This is a genomic window from Allorhizobium sp. GW101-3B10, from assembly GCF_059424725.1.
In genome coordinates this window covers 727,981-743,493 of the sequence record NZ_JBWKZR010000001.1, presented here as the reverse complement: position 1 = coordinate 743,493, position 15,513 = coordinate 727,981, and the positions used below count along the sequence as shown (strand labels likewise).

At 64.4% G+C, this 15,513-nt stretch carries 19 protein-coding genes; all 19 read right to left on the bottom strand.

All coding sequences use genetic code 11. From position 1 onward, the window contains the following. Positions 1 to 3: 3 nt before the first annotated feature. On the bottom strand, positions 4 to 615 hold the full coding sequence (gene ureG / locus AC07Y0_RS03500; RefSeq protein ID WP_498674561.1) for an urease accessory protein UreG: 612 nt from the start codon (positions 613 to 615) through the stop codon (positions 4 to 6). After that, entirely contained in the window at positions 612 to 1,049 is a 438-nt protein-coding gene (locus AC07Y0_RS03495) for a DUF3995 domain-containing protein (protein ID WP_498674559.1), read from the bottom strand. Before AC07Y0_RS03495 ends, ureG begins: the two co-directional genes overlap by 4 nt. Beyond that, positions 1,046 to 1,729 carry an urease accessory protein UreF gene (locus tag AC07Y0_RS03490; protein WP_498674557.1) on the bottom strand — a complete coding sequence of 228 codons (684 nt, stop codon included), beginning with the start codon at positions 1,727 to 1,729 and terminating at the stop codon, positions 1,046 to 1,048. The genes AC07Y0_RS03495 and AC07Y0_RS03490 overlap by 4 nt, the downstream gene beginning before the upstream one ends. Beyond that, positions 1,722 to 2,192, bottom strand: a complete 471-nt coding sequence (gene ureE / locus AC07Y0_RS03485) for an urease accessory protein UreE (RefSeq protein WP_498674555.1) — start codon at positions 2,190 to 2,192, stop codon at positions 1,722 to 1,724. The genes AC07Y0_RS03490 and ureE overlap by 8 nt, the downstream gene beginning before the upstream one ends. 65 nt (positions 2,193 to 2,257) lie before the next feature. Continuing rightward, positions 2,258 to 3,127 carry a GGDEF domain-containing protein gene (locus tag AC07Y0_RS03480; RefSeq protein WP_498674553.1) on the bottom strand — a complete coding sequence of 290 codons (870 nt, stop codon included), beginning with the start codon at positions 3,125 to 3,127 and terminating at the stop codon, positions 2,258 to 2,260. Between the two features lie 397 nt (positions 3,128 to 3,524). Further along, the gene (locus AC07Y0_RS03475) at positions 3,525 to 4,061 is read right to left on the bottom strand and encodes a peroxiredoxin (protein WP_154722680.1); all 537 of its coding nucleotides are present in this window, start codon (positions 4,059 to 4,061) and stop codon (positions 3,525 to 3,527) included. Between the two features lie 227 nt (positions 4,062 to 4,288). After that, on the bottom strand, positions 4,289 to 6,001 hold the full coding sequence (gene ureC / locus AC07Y0_RS03470; protein WP_498674551.1) for an urease subunit alpha: 1,713 nt from the start codon (positions 5,999 to 6,001) through the stop codon (positions 4,289 to 4,291). 5 nt (positions 6,002 to 6,006) lie between these two features. Then, positions 6,007 to 6,645 (bottom strand): Urease operon accessory protein, encoded by a 639-nt coding sequence (locus AC07Y0_RS03465; RefSeq protein ID WP_498674549.1) that lies wholly within the window; start codon positions 6,643 to 6,645, stop codon positions 6,007 to 6,009. Between the two features lie 28 nt (positions 6,646 to 6,673). Then, positions 6,674 to 7,087, bottom strand: coding sequence for a lysozyme inhibitor LprI family protein (locus AC07Y0_RS03460; protein ID WP_498674546.1), 414 nt, complete (start codon positions 7,085 to 7,087; stop codon positions 6,674 to 6,676). 17 nt (positions 7,088 to 7,104) lie between these two features. After that, complete coding sequence (locus tag AC07Y0_RS03455) at positions 7,105 to 7,410, bottom strand: urease subunit beta (RefSeq protein ID WP_498674543.1); 306 nt, start codon at positions 7,408 to 7,410, stop codon at positions 7,105 to 7,107. Between the two features lie 18 nt (positions 7,411 to 7,428). Continuing rightward, a complete protein-coding gene (locus AC07Y0_RS03450; RefSeq protein WP_498674541.1) occupies positions 7,429 to 7,686 on the bottom strand; it encodes a DUF1272 domain-containing protein in 258 nt (85 codons plus the stop codon). A 12-nt stretch (positions 7,687 to 7,698) separates the two neighbouring features. Further along, positions 7,699 to 8,001 carry an urease subunit gamma gene (locus AC07Y0_RS03445; protein ID WP_028736400.1) on the bottom strand — a complete coding sequence of 101 codons (303 nt, stop codon included), beginning with the start codon at positions 7,999 to 8,001 and terminating at the stop codon, positions 7,699 to 7,701. A 25-nt stretch (positions 8,002 to 8,026) separates the two neighbouring features. Further along, the gene (locus AC07Y0_RS03440; RefSeq protein WP_498674540.1) at positions 8,027 to 8,845 is read right to left on the bottom strand and encodes an urease accessory protein UreD; all 819 of its coding nucleotides are present in this window, start codon (positions 8,843 to 8,845) and stop codon (positions 8,027 to 8,029) included. Continuing rightward, positions 8,788 to 9,933 carry a CE1 family esterase gene (locus tag AC07Y0_RS03435; protein WP_498674538.1) on the bottom strand — a complete coding sequence of 382 codons (1,146 nt, stop codon included), beginning with the start codon at positions 9,931 to 9,933 and terminating at the stop codon, positions 8,788 to 8,790. Before AC07Y0_RS03435 ends, AC07Y0_RS03440 begins: the two co-directional genes overlap by 58 nt. Positions 9,934 to 10,029: 96 nt before the next feature. Beyond that, entirely contained in the window at positions 10,030 to 10,731 is a 702-nt protein-coding gene (gene urtE / locus AC07Y0_RS03430) for an urea ABC transporter ATP-binding subunit UrtE (protein WP_498674536.1), read from the bottom strand. Further along, positions 10,728 to 11,699, bottom strand: coding sequence for an alpha/beta fold hydrolase (locus AC07Y0_RS03425; RefSeq protein WP_498674534.1), 972 nt, complete (start codon positions 11,697 to 11,699; stop codon positions 10,728 to 10,730). The genes urtE and AC07Y0_RS03425 overlap by 4 nt, the downstream gene beginning before the upstream one ends. A gap of 101 nt (positions 11,700 to 11,800) precedes the next feature. Then, a complete protein-coding gene (urtD, locus tag AC07Y0_RS03420; protein ID WP_498674532.1) occupies positions 11,801 to 12,553 on the bottom strand; it encodes an urea ABC transporter ATP-binding protein UrtD in 753 nt (250 codons plus the stop codon). Beyond that, positions 12,550 to 13,731, bottom strand: a complete 1,182-nt coding sequence (urtC, locus tag AC07Y0_RS03415) for an urea ABC transporter permease subunit UrtC (protein WP_498674530.1) — start codon at positions 13,729 to 13,731, stop codon at positions 12,550 to 12,552. Before urtC ends, urtD begins: the two co-directional genes overlap by 4 nt. Then, a complete protein-coding gene (gene urtB, locus AC07Y0_RS03410; RefSeq protein WP_498674527.1) occupies positions 13,728 to 15,341 on the bottom strand; it encodes an urea ABC transporter permease subunit UrtB in 1,614 nt (537 codons plus the stop codon). The genes urtC and urtB overlap by 4 nt, the downstream gene beginning before the upstream one ends. Positions 15,342 to 15,513 lie beyond the last annotated feature (172 nt).

Below are 15,513 nucleotides of genomic sequence, written 5' to 3'. Positions count from 1 at the left end.
CCCTCAAAGCCCGCCCGTTTCCTTGAGGAAACGGACGATCTCGGCGATCCCCTCGCCGCGCTTCATGTCGGTGAAGACGAAGGGCCGTGCGGCGCGCATGCGCCCGGCATCGCCCTCCATCACGGTAAGGTCGACGTCGACATAGGGAGCCAGATCCTTCTTGTTGATCACCAGAAGGTCCGAGCGGGTGATGCCCGGCCCGCCCTTGCGCGGGATTTCCTCGCCCTGGCAGACCGAAATCACGTAGATCGTCACGTCGGCGAGATCCGGCGAGAAGGTCGCGGCCAGATTGTCGCCGCCGGATTCGATGAACACCACGTCGAGGTCTGGGATGCGGGTATGGAGATCGGCAATGGCCTTGAGATTGATCGAGGCATCCTCGCGGATCGCCGTGTGCGGGCAGCCGCCGGTTTCGACCCCGACGACGCGATCGGAGGTGAGCGCCTGCATGCGGATCAGCGCATCGGCGTCCTCGCGCGTGTAGATGTCATTGGTGACGACGGCGACGGAATAGTCGTCGCGCATCGCCTTGCAGAGCTTTTCGGTGAGCGCCGTCTTGCCCGAACCGACCGGTCCGCCGATGCCGACCCGCAAGGGTCCGTTTGCCGATTTCATGCCGAGTATCCTGTTGCAAGAAGAGTGAAGCCCGCGCCGATGACGAGACAGAGCGGCCCATAATAGCGCCGGTCGAGGCTCGCGAAAGGCTCCTGCGGAACCAGTGCACGCCAGGCCGGGACATAGGCCGCAACGCCGCGGGCGAGGAACACGAAAGCCACAACCAGCCCCGCCGCCGGCAACGACCAGATCCAGAACGGCCAGCCGCAGACGGAGCCAAGCGCCAGCGCGACATAGGCGACCACGCCGAGCGCCCCGGCGACCAGCGCGGAAGCAGCACGCGGCGGCATGTGGTCCCTGTGGGCAAAGCCTGCGACCATCCGGGCAAGATCCCCTTCGCTCGTCGCGGGAAAGGTTGAGCCTGCGGCCCAGGCAAGATGCAGCGCGGAGATCGCCAGAAGCACAAGGGACAGGAAGACGGCGAGTATGGTCATGACTGGAACAGCCGCGAATACTGGGTTTCGTGCCGCATCGACAGCAGGTCGGCGAGCACCGTCGCCGAACCGAGATCATCGAGCCCCATGGTCTCGACGGCCTGCGCCCTTGCGATCAACTGTCCCTCCAGCCCGGCGAGGATCGCCACAGCCTGGCGCTGGCCGATGACGCCAAGGCGGATGGCGGCGGAGACGAGCTGCGCGCACTGCGCCTGCAGGAAGGCGAGCAGGGTTTCGGCAAGCACCACGCCGTTGGCTGCGGCAACAGCACCGATCGCGACGCTGTAGGCCGTGCCGGCACCGAGCCGGGACAGGACCGGCTGCGGCCAGGCGGAGGCCGCGGCGAGGAACGCATCGCCCTGGTTGATCGCCTCATAGTAACGCTCGGCCGAGCCGGCCAGCGCCGCGGCAAGGGCTGCGACCTCCGACAGCCGCCCGGCATCGTCGAAGGCGCGGTGCGCTTCGGCAAGGAGGATGGCGTCGTTGCGCAGCGACCCCGCGCCGAGCAGGACTTCAAGCCAGGCGGCGAGATCGCCCGCACCGGACACATGCCCCTCGGCGACTGCCGCCTCCAGGCCGCCCGAATAGGCAAAGCCGCCGACCGGAAAGGACGGCGACAGCCAGACCATCAGCCGGATCAGGCTTTGCGGATCGCCGGCGCCGCGCAGCCGTTCAGGCATGGTCGTGATTGTGGTTCGAATGTCCGCCACCATGGGAGTGATAGGCGCCGCGCATCGGCTGGAAGCGTTCCGTGACCTCCGTGACGGTGGCGCCGAGGCCGGTCAGCATGTCCCGGATCACGTGGTCCCTGAGGATGAGGATGCGCTCCTCCTCGATCTGCGCCGGCAGATGCCGGTTGCCGAGATGCCAGGCCAGTTCGACCAGATGCAGCCGGTCGCGCGACCGGACTTCGAAAAGCTTCTCTTTGGCGGCCCGCACCTCGATGGCATTGCCGTCGTCCATCAGCAGCAGGTCGCCATGGGCGAGAAGCACCGGCTGCTTGAGGTCGAGCATGACCATGTCGCCATCCTCGAGGTGCAACAGCTTGCGCCTGAGATGCCGCTCGTCATGGCCGAGCGTGACGGAGCCGACGACCGTTTCTTCGGACGTCCCGGCGGGGAGATAGGTGGTGACGCGACGCATGGCTTTCCCGAACTGGTTATTTTTCAACCATGCAAAAACAAGAGGCAAACGGCAAGGCTGAAGTTTCAGCCGGCCGCCGGAACCTGTTCGCCGGAGAAGTGCATCATGCCGATGTGGGTCGCATCGTTCGCGAGGTTTTCGAGCGGTCCAAAACCCGCTTCCTCGGCCTCGTGGACCACGCGGTTGCGCCCTCCGGCCTTCGCCTGGTAGAGCGCGCGGTCAGCGGCCGAATAGACGCTCTCCGGACGCCGCTCGGGGCTGAATTCGGCTATGCCGGCCGAAACCGTGGTGCTGATGGCAACCCCCTCGCAATGGATCGCCCGCGCTTCGACCAGGTTGCGGGCGCGCTCCACGAGGGCGATACGCTGCACCACTCCCCCGCCCCGGACGATCACGCCGAATTCCTCGCCGCCGAGCCGCGCAATCAGACTCTGGTCACCGAACACCTCGCGCAGGACTTCCGCCACCGCCTTGATGACCTCGTCGCCGGCACCGTGGCCATGGCAGTCGTTGACGGACTTGAAGCGGTCCAGATCCAGGATCACTAGCGACGCCCCGGCGCCGGTCTCGGCCAAGGCGGCATTGAAGGCGCGCCGATTGAGCAGGCCCGACAGCATGTCGGTCAAGCTCAGACGCTCGAACTCGGCGCGAGAAACGGTCAGTTCTCGGATCACATGCCCCGTGACGAGCGCAAGCGCGCCGGAAACCGCGCCGCCGAACAGCCACGAGCAGGCGACCGACAGCTTGACCGCATCGGCCAGCGACAGCGGCAGTAGTCCGAGAGCATAGCCCAGCGGCAGCAAGGCAATGTTGAACATGAAGGCCAGCAGAACGGCACGAAAGGTCATCTTCAAGGCAAAATTGTAGACCGCCGCACGGCTGTCGAAACTACCGAGATCAACCTGATGCGACACCCATCTCTTAAGAATATCCACCGCGCCGCCCCCTGTTCATGCAGCACTGATCGAATAGGCCCGTTCCCTTGGCTTATTGCTAATCAAATCGCTAAAATACCAAACAAAGCCAAAATAGAATTGTAAAGCCCTGTGGCAAATATTGATAACCTTTGATTGCATGCTTTACAACATTGCTTCAGGCACAAACTCACTTGCGGAGTCGTCGGAAACGCCCAAAATCCGCCCTAATTTGGCCGACGGACTGCCTAGCACCATGATTTGAATACTGCATTCAAGTTGTCCGATGGACGCAAAACGCATCGACCGATTGTTAACGCCGGCGCGCCCGACACCTCCCGGACAACCCTGCCGCGTTAACGAAAACAGGCCCGGGTGAGCCCGAGCCTGTCCGATTCGAATTCTGTGGCGAATTGCCTCAGGCGGCGATCTTCGCCTTCAGCTTTTCCATGATGTTCTGCGGCGAGGAGACGCCATAGGGATCGCTGTCGCAGTTGTCCGAATAGCCCTCTTCCTCGAACCACTGCTCGACCAAGCCATCATTGATGATGGCGGCGTAGCGCCAGGAGCGCATGCCGAAACCGAGATTGTCCTTGTGGACCAGCATGCCCATCTTGCGGGTGAACTCGCCCGAACCGTCGGGGATCAGCTTGACGTTGTTGAGGTTTTGCGACTTGCCCCAGGCGTTCATGACGAAGGCGTCGTTGACCGAGATGCAATAGATCTCGTCGATGCCTTCGGCCTTGAACTCCGGATACATCTTTTCGAAGTCCGGCAGCTGGTAGGTCGAGCAGGTCGGCGTAAAGGCGCCCGGCAGGGAGAAGAGGATGACCCGCTTGCCCTTGAAATAGTCGGCCGACGTCATGTCCTGCCAGCGAAACGGATTGGGGCCGCCCACCGATTCGTCGCGAACGCGGGTACGGAAGGTGACATCGGGAACTTTCTTACCGATCAACATGGCAATCTCCTTAGAAATCAAAAAAAGATCCGGCCTGCCCGCGCAATCGGGGCGATCGGCCCTGAGAATTAGAACTAACCTAAAATCGGTTGCAACGCAGCATGAAACCGCCGCAACGGGCCTGCGCATGGCAGAATTGCACAGGGCGCATAGCTATATGTCCCTGGACCTACCTTCCTACCGCTCCATCGACATGCCTCGCAAACCGGTGGAGCGGCAGAAGCTCAGAACAGGAAATACCGCTGCGCCATTGGCAGGACCGTCGCCGGCTCGCAGGTCAAAAGCTCGCCGTCGGCGCGCACCTCGTAGGTTTCCGGGTCGACTTCCACATGCGGGGTCAGGTCGTTGAGAATCATCGACTTCTTGGAAATGCCGCCGCGGGTGTTCTTCACCGCCACCAGTTGCTTGGCCACCCCGAGCTTGCCGGCGAGACCGGCATCGAGCGAGGCCTGGGAAACGAAGGTGACGGAGGAATTGGTCCGCGCCTTGCCGTAGGCGCCGAACATCGGCCGGTAGTGCACCGGCTGCGGTGTCGGGATCGAGGCATTCGGATCGCCCATCGGCGCGGCCGCGATCATGCCGCCCAGGAGCACCATGCTCGGCTTCACGCCGAAGAAGGCGGGATCCCAGATCACCAGGTCGGCGCGCTTGCCCACCTCGACCGAGCCGATCTCGTGGGAAAGCCCCTGGGCAATCGCCGGATTGATCGTGTACTTGGCGATGTAGCGGCGGACGCGGAAATTGTCGTTGTCGCCGGTCTCCTCAGCCAGCCGCCCGCGCTGGCGCTTCATCTTGTCAGCCGTCTGCCAGGTGCGGATCGCCACTTCGCCGACGCGGCCCATGGCCTGGCTGTCCGACGAGATGATCGAGAAGGCACCAATGTCGTGCAGGATGTCCTCCGCCGCGATCGTCTCCTTGCGGATGCGGCTCTCGGCGAAGGCGATGTCTTCCGGGATCGACGACGACAGGTGGTGGCAGACCATCAGCATGTCCAGATGCTCGGCGATCGTGTTGACGGTGTAGGGCCGCGTCGGATTGGTCGACGACGGGATGACGTTCATCTGGCCGCAGATCTTGATGATGTCCGGCGCATGGCCGCCGCCCGCCCCTTCGGTGTGGAAGGCGTGGATGGTGCGGCCGCGGATCGCGCCGATCGAATCCTCGACGAAGCCGGATTCGTTCAGCGTGTCGGTGTGGATCATCACCTGCACGTCATACTGGTCGGCCACGGTCAGGCAGCAGTCGATGGCGGCCGGCGTGGTGCCCCAGTCCTCGTGCAGCTTGAGCGAGGAAGCGCCGCCGAGGATCATTTCCTCCAGCGCGCCGGGCAGCGAGGCATTGCCCTTGCCGGCAAAGGCGAGGTTCATCGGGAAGGCGTCCGCCGCCTCGATCATCCGGGCGATATGCCAGGGACCGGGCGTGCAGGTCGTGGCGAGCGTGCCATGGGCAGGACCCGTGCCGCCGCCGAGCATGGTGGTCAGCCCGCTCATCAGCGCTTCCTCGATCTGCTGCGGGCAGATGAAGTGGATATGGCTGTCCATGCCGCCGGCGGTGACGATCTTGCCCTCGCCCGCAATCACTTCCGTGCCGGGTCCGACGATGATGGTCACGCCCGGCTGGGTGTCCGGATTGCCGGCCTTGCCGATCGCGGCGATGCGGCCGTCCTTGAGCCCGATGTCGGCCTTGACGATGCCCCAGTGGTCGACGATCAGCGCATTGGTGATGACGGTGTCGACCGCCCCATGGGCGCGCGTCACCTGGCTCTGGCCCATGCCGTCGCGGATGACCTTGCCGCCGCCGAACTTCACCTCGTCGCCATAGGTGGTGAAATCCTTCTCGACCTCGATGAACAGTTCGGTGTCGGCGAGCCGCACCTTGTCGCCGGTGGTCGGTCCGAACATAGAGGCATAGGCCTTGCGGGACATCTTGTAGGGCATGACGATCAGACTCCTTGGGAGGGGGAGGACGCAGTGTCTGGATTGAGCCGCACCAGCTTGCCGGAGGCCACATGGGCCTCGATCAGCTGGCGCTCGGCGGCAAACGGATGGCCGTCCCAGCCCTCATGGCTGAAGCCGGCCAGAAAGATTTGGTCGCGGTCGTGACCCGGATCCGCCAGCACGTCGGCGAGAACCTGCGCCACGACGATCATGCCGCTGCTCGGCACCACATAAGGCCCCGGCTCGTAGGCCAGAAGCGCCTGGTCGACCGCCTCGTGCACGTCACGCGACAAGACGCGGTGGCGCTTGTCGCAGGCTTCGGCCGCCGCGGCGAAGCCGGCCGTGTAATCGTCGCAGAAATCGTCGAGTTCCGGATGGCTGACCAGCAGGGCCTGCCGCATCTGGCCGAACTTTTCCGGATCGCGCACCGACCAGATCTCCGAGCAGGCGCTGACCGGCGGGCTGTCCAGCCAGGCGCCGGACAGCATGGCGCGCGCCGGCCGCCCGGTATTGCACACGGCCACGACGTCGGTGCGGCTGCCGGCCGCCCCGAAGTTGCGGCACTCGTTGAAACGGATGACCCGGTCGGCGGCGTCGATCCTGGCCGCTGACCCTTCCGGTACATCTCCGTTTCCGACGATCATGATGCGCTGTCCCATCTTACTCCGATCGTCAGTTGCCGAAGCCGTTGACGAGGTCTTCGAGCTCGACGGTGCGCTTGCGCGTCACTTCGGCCAGACAGAGCTCGATGATCGCGGGCTCGAGCGTTCCGCCACGCACCGAAAAGCCTTCGACGTCGCAATGGGCATCGCGATACTGGATCCACGCCCTCTGCGCCTTCATCAGGGCATCGACGCCGCCGCGCTGATCCTCGTCGAGCGCGGCATCCCAGTCGGCAACGGCCTTCTTGGTCTTTGCCCATTGCGCATTCAGCTTCTTGTCTTCCGCTTCGTGCTCCTGCACGGCGCAGAGGGTCATGTCCGACTGGGTGACCGCATCCTCGCACTTGATGATCGGCTCGTCCTCGGCCAAGGCCGGTAGGGCCATCAGCGTGGCAAGGCCGCCGACCGCCAACAGCCTCTTCATCGTCTTTACCTGCCCCATCAAAGCGCACCCATGATCTTCTGCCGGAATCCGTAGACCTCGCGTTTGCCGGCGAGCGGGATCAGCGTGACCTGCCGCGTCTGGCCGGGTTCGAAACGCACCGCGGTTCCGGCCGGAATGTCGAGCCGCATGCCGCGCGCCGTGTCGCGATCGAAGGAAAGCCCGGCATTGGTCTCGAAGAAATGATAGTGGCTGCCGACCTGCACCGGCCGGTCGCCGGTATTGGACACTTCGATCGTCACGGTCGGTTGACCGGCATTGAGTTCGATCTCGCCGTCTGCGGCAATGATTTCACCGGGGATCATGGACAGTCCCTCCCTTGATCAGGCGGCCTTGACGGGCTTGCAGCCCTCGGCCTTGAACACGCGTATGGTCGACGCTGGATTGTTTACGAGTTTTGCGGCCGGCCGGATCGGTCGGCGCACCAGTTCGCCGCCGCAGTTCGGGCAGAAACCGCGGAGCACGGTCGCCGCACAGTCGCTGCAGAAAGTGCATTCGAAGCTGCAGATCAGCGCATCGCCGCTTTCCGGCGGCAGGTTGCGGTCGCAACATTCGCAATTCGGCCGGAGTTCGAGCGCCATCGTCGCGTCCCCTCACCGGATCGGTTCGTGGACGGTCACCAGCTTGGTGCCGTCGGGAAAGGTCGCTTCCACCTGCACGTCGTGGATCATCTCGGCAATGCCCTCCATCACCTGGTCGCGGGTGATGACATGGGCGCCGGCCTCCATCAGCTCGGCGACCGGACGTCCGTCGCGTGCGCCCTCGACGACGAAATCGCTGATCAGGGCGATCGCTTCCGGATAGTTGAGCTTGACGCCCCGCTCCAGCCGGCGCCGCGCCACGATGGCCGCCATGGCGATCAGCAGTTTGTCTTTTTCCCTCGGGCTCAGGTTCATGACCGCTCCACGTTCTTGATCACTGTCATAGATTCCAGACTTTCGGCACTGACGACCCGCCGCGCAAGACGGAAATCACCGGGATCAGGCTTTTTCTCAAAGTGTACCCATCTTCGGCCGCGAGCCGGGCGACAAGCTTTCCGTTCCACTGGCTGGCGCCGCCGGGGTTATTGCCAAGCGCGGCGCGCACCTTGGGCAGCATGGCCTCACACAGCGGACCTGTGTAAAGCACGGTGGCGAAGGCGACCTTGCCGGCGAGCACAGCCGCCGAAGCCGTGAGGTCGGCGACGTCTCCCTCCATGCGTAGGTCCTCGGCATGGATCAGCCGGCCGCCGCGGCGGATGCGCCAGCGGTCGCGCACCATGCCCTGCGCCATGGCCTCGCCCATGGCCTTGCGCCCGAGCAGGATCGCCTCGACGGCGACGAATTCGGCACTCTCGTCGAGATCGACCTCAAGCCGGCGCGACAGGGCGGCATTGTCGAAGAGAATGGATTCCTGCGGCAGCCAGTGCACCCTGGCGCCTGAGGCGGCCTCGATGCGGGTGACGACTTCGGCCGCGCCGGCGGACGCCTTGTAGACCTTCTCGCAGGCCTGGGTGGTGACGGTCAGAAACGTGTCGGGACCGGCGGAAAACGACCAATCCATGCGGTCGCCGCCGGTCAGTCCACCGGCAGTATTGATGATCACCGCCTCCATTTCCGCGGTAAAGGTCTCGGGCAGGCGGATCTTGGCCGCCCCCTCCTGATAGAGCTCGGCGAGGCGCGTGCGCCCGCCGAACGGCTTCGTCACAAGCCTTCCGACGCCCCTGGCGCGCTGAGGTCTGGTTGCACTGGCTGTCTGCACGCTGTTCCCTGCCCGCCTTTGTTATTCTTGGCGGTTGTTGTCGTGTCGGTGCAGGTCGCCTTGGCGCTCGACGCCATCAGCTCCCCTCCCGCACTGCGAAAGAAGTCCCACATTCTGCCGGTCGCATCAACCTCCCGGATGGCTTCGTCCCCGGTCGAGGCGAGACGGAAGCGGATGTTTTTGCCGGGCCAGTCATGCGTGGCGTCGGCAATCACATACGACATGACGCTCGCACCCGCGCGGCAGCCGGGATAGGTGGTGACGGCGAGCGTGTCGCCCTTGTCGGTGAGCGCCCGACCGTCGCAGCCATTGAGCTCGGCCCAGCGCTTGACTGCGACCTCGCCACCATATTGCCAATAGGCCTTGCCGCCGCCGGCGAAGGGGTTGACGTGGTCCTTCAGGCCGGAAAAGGCGATGATCGAGATCGGCTTGGCCGGCTGGCAGCTCGCCTTGCGCGGCCGCCAGACGCCATCCTCCTGCTCCGGATAGCCGGCGCGCAAGCCCATGACGAAACCGGCGGCAGCAAAATCGGCATGGCCGTCGCAGACATATTGCGACAGCATGCGCCCGCCGCCGGAATAGCCCGAGGCGTAGATGCGGGCCGGATCGACGCAGAAGGTTTCCTTCGCCGCCTCGACCGCGTCGCGGATGAAATCGCCCTCGTCCAGGCCATTGCCGCGGCTCACACCCGGCAGCGGATTGACCCCCGGCACGTTCCACGCATGGGTGCCCGGCACGCTGCCGTCGAGGCTGCCCTGAAGCGCCATGACGACGAAGCCTTCGCGCTCCGCGACCTCGTCCCAGCGGCTGCGGTTCATCTGCCCGTCCGGATGGCTGTTGGAGCCATGGAAGTCGAAAACCAGCGGCAGCTTGCGCTTGCCGTCATAGGCCGAGGGGATGAAATAGACCGCCGAACGGTCGACACCGCCGGACCGGATGTCCAGGTCGTGCCGGCCGGCCGGCAGCGCCGTGCCGCATCCCGAGGCCGATGCGCCTCCCGCAAGACCAAGAAGGGAGAAGATCGCCGTCGCGAGCAGGCCAACGGATTTGCCGCCCCGCCGACGGCGCAAGGCCGTGCTGGTTGTCATGGCTATGCCTTCTGTTAGCAGATACGTGTCCTTACCACGCTGATTCTCAGCATCGACCATATTTCACTAATAATTCATCAACCCTGCTGTGCAGGATCATACCGTCAGGTGGCGCCGCGCTTCCGCCGTGTCCAGCGTTTCGGCCGCGCCTTCGTGAACGATTTCCCCGCGATCCATGATGTAGACATGGTCGGCAAGCTCCCGGCAGAAGTCGAGATATTGCTCGACCAGCAGGATCGCCATGCCGGTCGAATCCCTCAGATATTGGATCGCCCGGCCGATGTCCTTGATGATCGACGGCTGGATACCCTCGGTCGGCTCGTCGAGCACGAGGATCTTCGGCCGCGTCACCATGGCCCGGCCGATGGCGAGCTGCTGCTGCTGACCGCCCGACAGGTCGCCGCCGCGCCGCGACAGCATGGTGTTGAGCACGGGAAAGAGACTGAAGATCTCGTCGGGGATGAACCGCTCCTTGCGCGGCAGCGGCGCATAGCCGGTCTCGAGGTTTTCCTTGACGGTGAGCAGCGGAAAGATTTCCCGCCCCTGCGGCACGTAGCCGACGCCGGCCCGCGCCCGGTTGAACGGCGCCATGCCGTTGAGCGTCACGCCGTCGAAGGCGATCGTGCCGGCCGAGACGCCGTGCTGGCCGGTGACGGCGCGCAAGAGCGACGACTTGCCGACACCGTTTCTCCCGAGCACGCAGGTGATCTTGCCCATCTCCGCCTTGATGGAAACGCCCCGGAGGGCCTGGGCTGCGCCGTAGTGGAGGTTGATGTTGTCGACGACGAGAGCGCTCATGATGCTGTCTCCTTGAGGAAGCCCCTGATTGCGGTGAACATTTCCGCATTGTGTCCGATCCAGACATGGCCGCCGGTCGGGTAGAGAAGCAGTCTTGCGCCCGGCACGCTGGCGGCGATGTGGCGCGCCGCGTCGGCGGTCAGGTAGCGGTCGTCTTCGACCGAAATGGCAAGCGTCGGGGCGGTGATCCGCTCGAGCGGCATCGGCTGGGGATCGCCTGCCAGCCGCATGTCGTTCAGAAGTCCCTGCGCCCGCTCGCTGACTGGCAGGATCGCATCGAGAATCGCCTGCACGCGGCTACGCTCATCTGCGCTGGCGGCGGCCAACAGCGCTGGATCCGTCGCCAGGACCGAGCCGATCATCATCTCGGGCATCGCCGAAATCGCCGCCCAGAAAAGGAAGTCCGACCCGAGGGCCGCCTCGACCACGTGTTGCTGGCCCGGCGACCAGGGGCGCGCCGACGGTCGGTCCGGGACATAGGTGGCAGGAACGACCGGGATCAGCGCCGAACAGCGATCCCGGTGACGGATGGCGAAAGCAATGGCCGAGAGCGCCCCGGCCGAGCCGCCGATGACCGCGATCCTGTCGACGTCGAGCGCATCGAGCAGATCGACAAACGCATCCGCCTGGTTTTCCGAAGAAGGATCGGCCGGAAAGGCCGAGCCGAGATAGCCGAACCGCGACGGGGAAATCACCCGCATGCCAAGTTCGACCAGCGGCGCGGCAAACAGCAAACCCTGATCGCATCCCCCGCCGCTGCCATGGATCATCAGCACCGGAACACCGGTGCCGGCCTCGGCATATTGAAGCGGGCCGAAGCGGCTATTGATCGTCGTGGCGCGATAGCCGGCGATGCGCGCCCGCGCAGCATCGAGGGCCTGCGAATAGCCGCGGTGCAGCCAAGCGGCCGCAAGCCCGGCCGCTGTGCCACCCGCGGCCAAGGCGAAAAGCGTTCTGCGCGTCAACATCGTCCCGATCTCCGCAACCCCATCCACGACGCCCTGCCGCGCCGCAGAGAGCGAGACCAGACTACCAGCGGGGCGGGTGGCAACATTGACCGTGATCAATTTTATCGTCCCAGATAGTTCTCGATCACCTTCGGATCGGCCGAGACAAAATCGATCGAGCCCTCGGCCAGTACCGAACCTTCGGCTAGGCAGGTCACCTTGACGCCGAGATCGCGGATGAAGCCCATGTCGTGTTCGACGACGACGACCGAACGGGTCTTGGCGATCTGCTTGAGCAGGATCGCCGTTTCAGCCGTCTCCGCGTCGGTCATTCCGGCCACCGGCTCGTCGACGAGCAGGAGCTTGGGTTCCTGCGCCAAGAGCATGCCGATCTCCAGCCATTGCTTCTGGCCGTGGCTGAGATTGGCGGCGAGGTCCTTGGCGCGGGCGGTCAGCCGCACCGTTTCGAGGATTTCCTCGATGCGCAGCCTGTCTTCCGAACTCAGCCGGTAGAACAGCGTGCCGAACACGCCGCGGTCACGGTTGAGCGCCAGTTCGAGATTGTCCCACACGGTGTGGCTCTCGAACACGGTCGGCTTCTGGAACTTGCGGCCGATACCGAGCTGGGCGATTTCGGCCTCGTCCTTCTTGGTCAGGTCGACCTCGCCGTTGAAGAAGACCTCGCCGCTATCGGGCCGCGTCTTGCCGGTGATGATATCCATCATCGTCGTCTTGCCGGCGCCGTTCGGGCCGATGATGGCGCGAAGTTCGCCGGGCTCGACGACGAAGGACAGCGAATTCAGCGCCTTGAAGCCGTCGAAGGAGACGGACACGCCATCGAGATAAAGAATGCTCGTCGGTTTCCTGTCGTTCATGACCTTCGCTCCGCCGCCTGGCCGACCGGCAGCGCCGCGTCGGATGCCTTGTCATTGTTGGCGGCATCGTCCGCCGCCTTGCGCTCCCGGCGCACGGCCAGCCGCTGCTGGATCGTGCCGACCACGCCCTTGGGCAGGAACAGCGTCACGCCGATGAACAGGCCGCCGAGCGCGAACAACCAGAGTTCGGGAAAGGCCCCGGTGAAATAGCTCTTGCCCGCATTGACCATCAGCGCGCCGATGATCGGACCGATCAGCGTGCCGCGCCCGCCGACGGCGGTCCACACCACCACTTCGATCGAGTTGCCTGGTGCGAACTCGCCCGGATTGATGATGCCGACCTGCGGCACGAACAGCGCGCCGGCGATCCCCGCCATCATCGCCGAGACGGTGAAGGTGAAGAGCTTGATGTTTTCGACCCGGTAGCCGAGGAAGCGCACGCGGCTTTCGGCATCGCGCACGCCGACCAGAACCTTGCCGAACTTGGAGCGCACGATCGCCGAGGAAATCACCAGGCAGAGCGACAGCATGATCGCAGAGAGCGCGAACAGCACCGCACGCGTCCCGTCGGCCTGGACGTTGAAGCCGATGATTTCCTTGAAGTCAGTGAGGCCGTTATTGCCGCCGAAGCCCATGTCGTTGCGGAAGAAGGCCAAGAGCAGCGCATAGGTCATCGCCTGGGTGATGATCGACAGGTAGACGCCGTTGACGCGGGAGCGGAAAGCAAACCAGCCGAAGACGAAGGCGAGCAGGCCGGGCACGACCAGCACCATGACCATGGCGAACCAGAACATGTCCATGCCGTGCCAGAACCACGGCAGTTCCTTCCAGTTGAGGAAGACCATGAAGTCGGGCAGGACCGGATTGCCGTAGACACCGCGGCTGCCGATCTGGCGCATCAGATACATGCCCATGGCATAGCCGCCGAGCGCGAAGAAGGCGCCGTGGCCGAGCGAGAGAATGCCGCAATAACCCCAGACCAGGTCGAGCGCCAGCGCCAGCAGCGCATAGCAGAGATACTTGCCCATCAGCGACACGGCATAGGTCGGGATATGGAAGAAGCTGTCCGGCGGGGTCAGCAGGTTGAGCGCCGGAACAAGAATCGCCACACCGAGAAGAATGGCGACGGCGGCGACGATCTTGCCTTCGAGTGCCCTGAAGATGAAGCCCGTGATCATGCTTCCACCGCCCTTCCCTTGAGCGCGAAGAGCCCGCGCGGCCGTTTCTGGATGAAGAGAATGATCAGCACGAGCACGAGGATCTTGCCCAGCACCGCGCCGACCGAGGGTTCGAGGAACTTGTTGAGGATGCCGAGCGACAGCGCGCCGACGAACGTGCCCCAGAGATTGCCGACGCCGCCGAACACCACGACCATGAAGCTATCGATGATGTAGGCCTGGCCGAGATTGGGCGAGACATTGTCGATCTGGGAAAGCGCCACCCCGGCAATCCCGGCAATGCCGGAACCGAGCGCGAAGGTGAAGGCATCAACCCAGGGGGTGCGGATGCCCATGGACGACGCCATGCGGCGGTTCTGCGTGACGGCGCGCATCTGCAGGCCGAAGGCCGAGCGCTTCATCAGCGTCAGGAGGGCAAAGAAGATGGTCAGCGAAAAGAGCACGATCCACATGCGGTTCCAGGTGATCGTCAGCCCGCCGAGGGCAAACGAGCCGGACATCCAGGACGGATTGCCGACCTCCTGATTGGTCGGGCCGAAGATGGAGCGGATCGCCTGCTGCAGGATGAGCGAAATGCCCCATGTGGCAAGCAGGGTCTCGAGCGGCCGGCCGTAGAGGAAACGGATGACGCCGCGCTCGATCACGAGGCCGATGACGGCCGTGACGAGGAAGGCGACCGGCAGCGCGATCGCCAGCGACCAGTCGAGCAGGTCCGGATAGGAGGTGCGGATCACCTGCTGGACCATGAAGGTCGAATAGGCGCCGATCATCACCATCTCGCCATGCGCCATGTTGATGATGCCCATCACGCCGAAGGTGATCGCAAGTCCGATGGCCGCCAGCAGCAGGACGGAGCCGAGCGAGATGCCGTACCAGATGTTCTGCGCGGCGTCCCACAGCGCCAGATCACCCTCGATGGCGGCGATCGCCTTGTCGAGATCGGGTTTGAGGCTCTCGTCGATCGACGAGGAGACAGTCATCAGGATGCCGATCGCCTCGCGCCCGCCAAGCGAGGCGACCATGTCGATCGCGGCACGCTTCTCCTCGACGGAACGGCCGGAGGCCAGCAGCGACACGGCGCGCGCCTCTTCCATACGGGCCTTGACTTCCGGATCGGTCTCCTTGGCGAGCGCCGTCTCGACGAGGTCGAGATTTTCCGCGCTCGGCGATTGCAGCACCTGCTGCGCCGCCTGCAGCCGGACCTCACGATCGGGGCTCAGCAGTGTCAGCCCGCCAAGCGCGGAGCGGATGGCGCGGCGCAGCGTGTTGTTGACCTTGATCTTGGTGAAGGCGCCCTTCGGCTCCTCGCCGATCACCTCGCCGGTCAGCGGATCGATGGCGGAGAGCCTGGCGCCGGCGGCCTTGGTGATGACCACGACACCATCCGACTTGCGGACATAGAGATCGCCCTCGGCAAAGGCCTCGAGCGCGGGAACGACGCGGGCATCGCCGGTCGCGGCGATCTGCGTCAAAAGCTCCTCGGCCTGCTTGAAACTGGCCTTGCCGAGCGCGTCGATCAGGTCCTTCGGATCGCTCTGCGCCAGGGAGGGCGCGGCGAAGCCCATCGTCAGCAGGATAAAAATGAACTGTAGCAAGTATCGCATCGTCATCACGCAGCCCCTCGTTCGTGCGCGTTGCCGTTCGCCCGCTCACCTGCGATTTCTAACACTTAGCTACGCTAAGATGTTGAAACCGCTTCCTCTCCCACAAGGGGAGAGGAGAAAGCGGCGAACTCGGCACCCCGCCTCTCCCCTTGTGGGAGAGGATACAAAATCGCGGTCT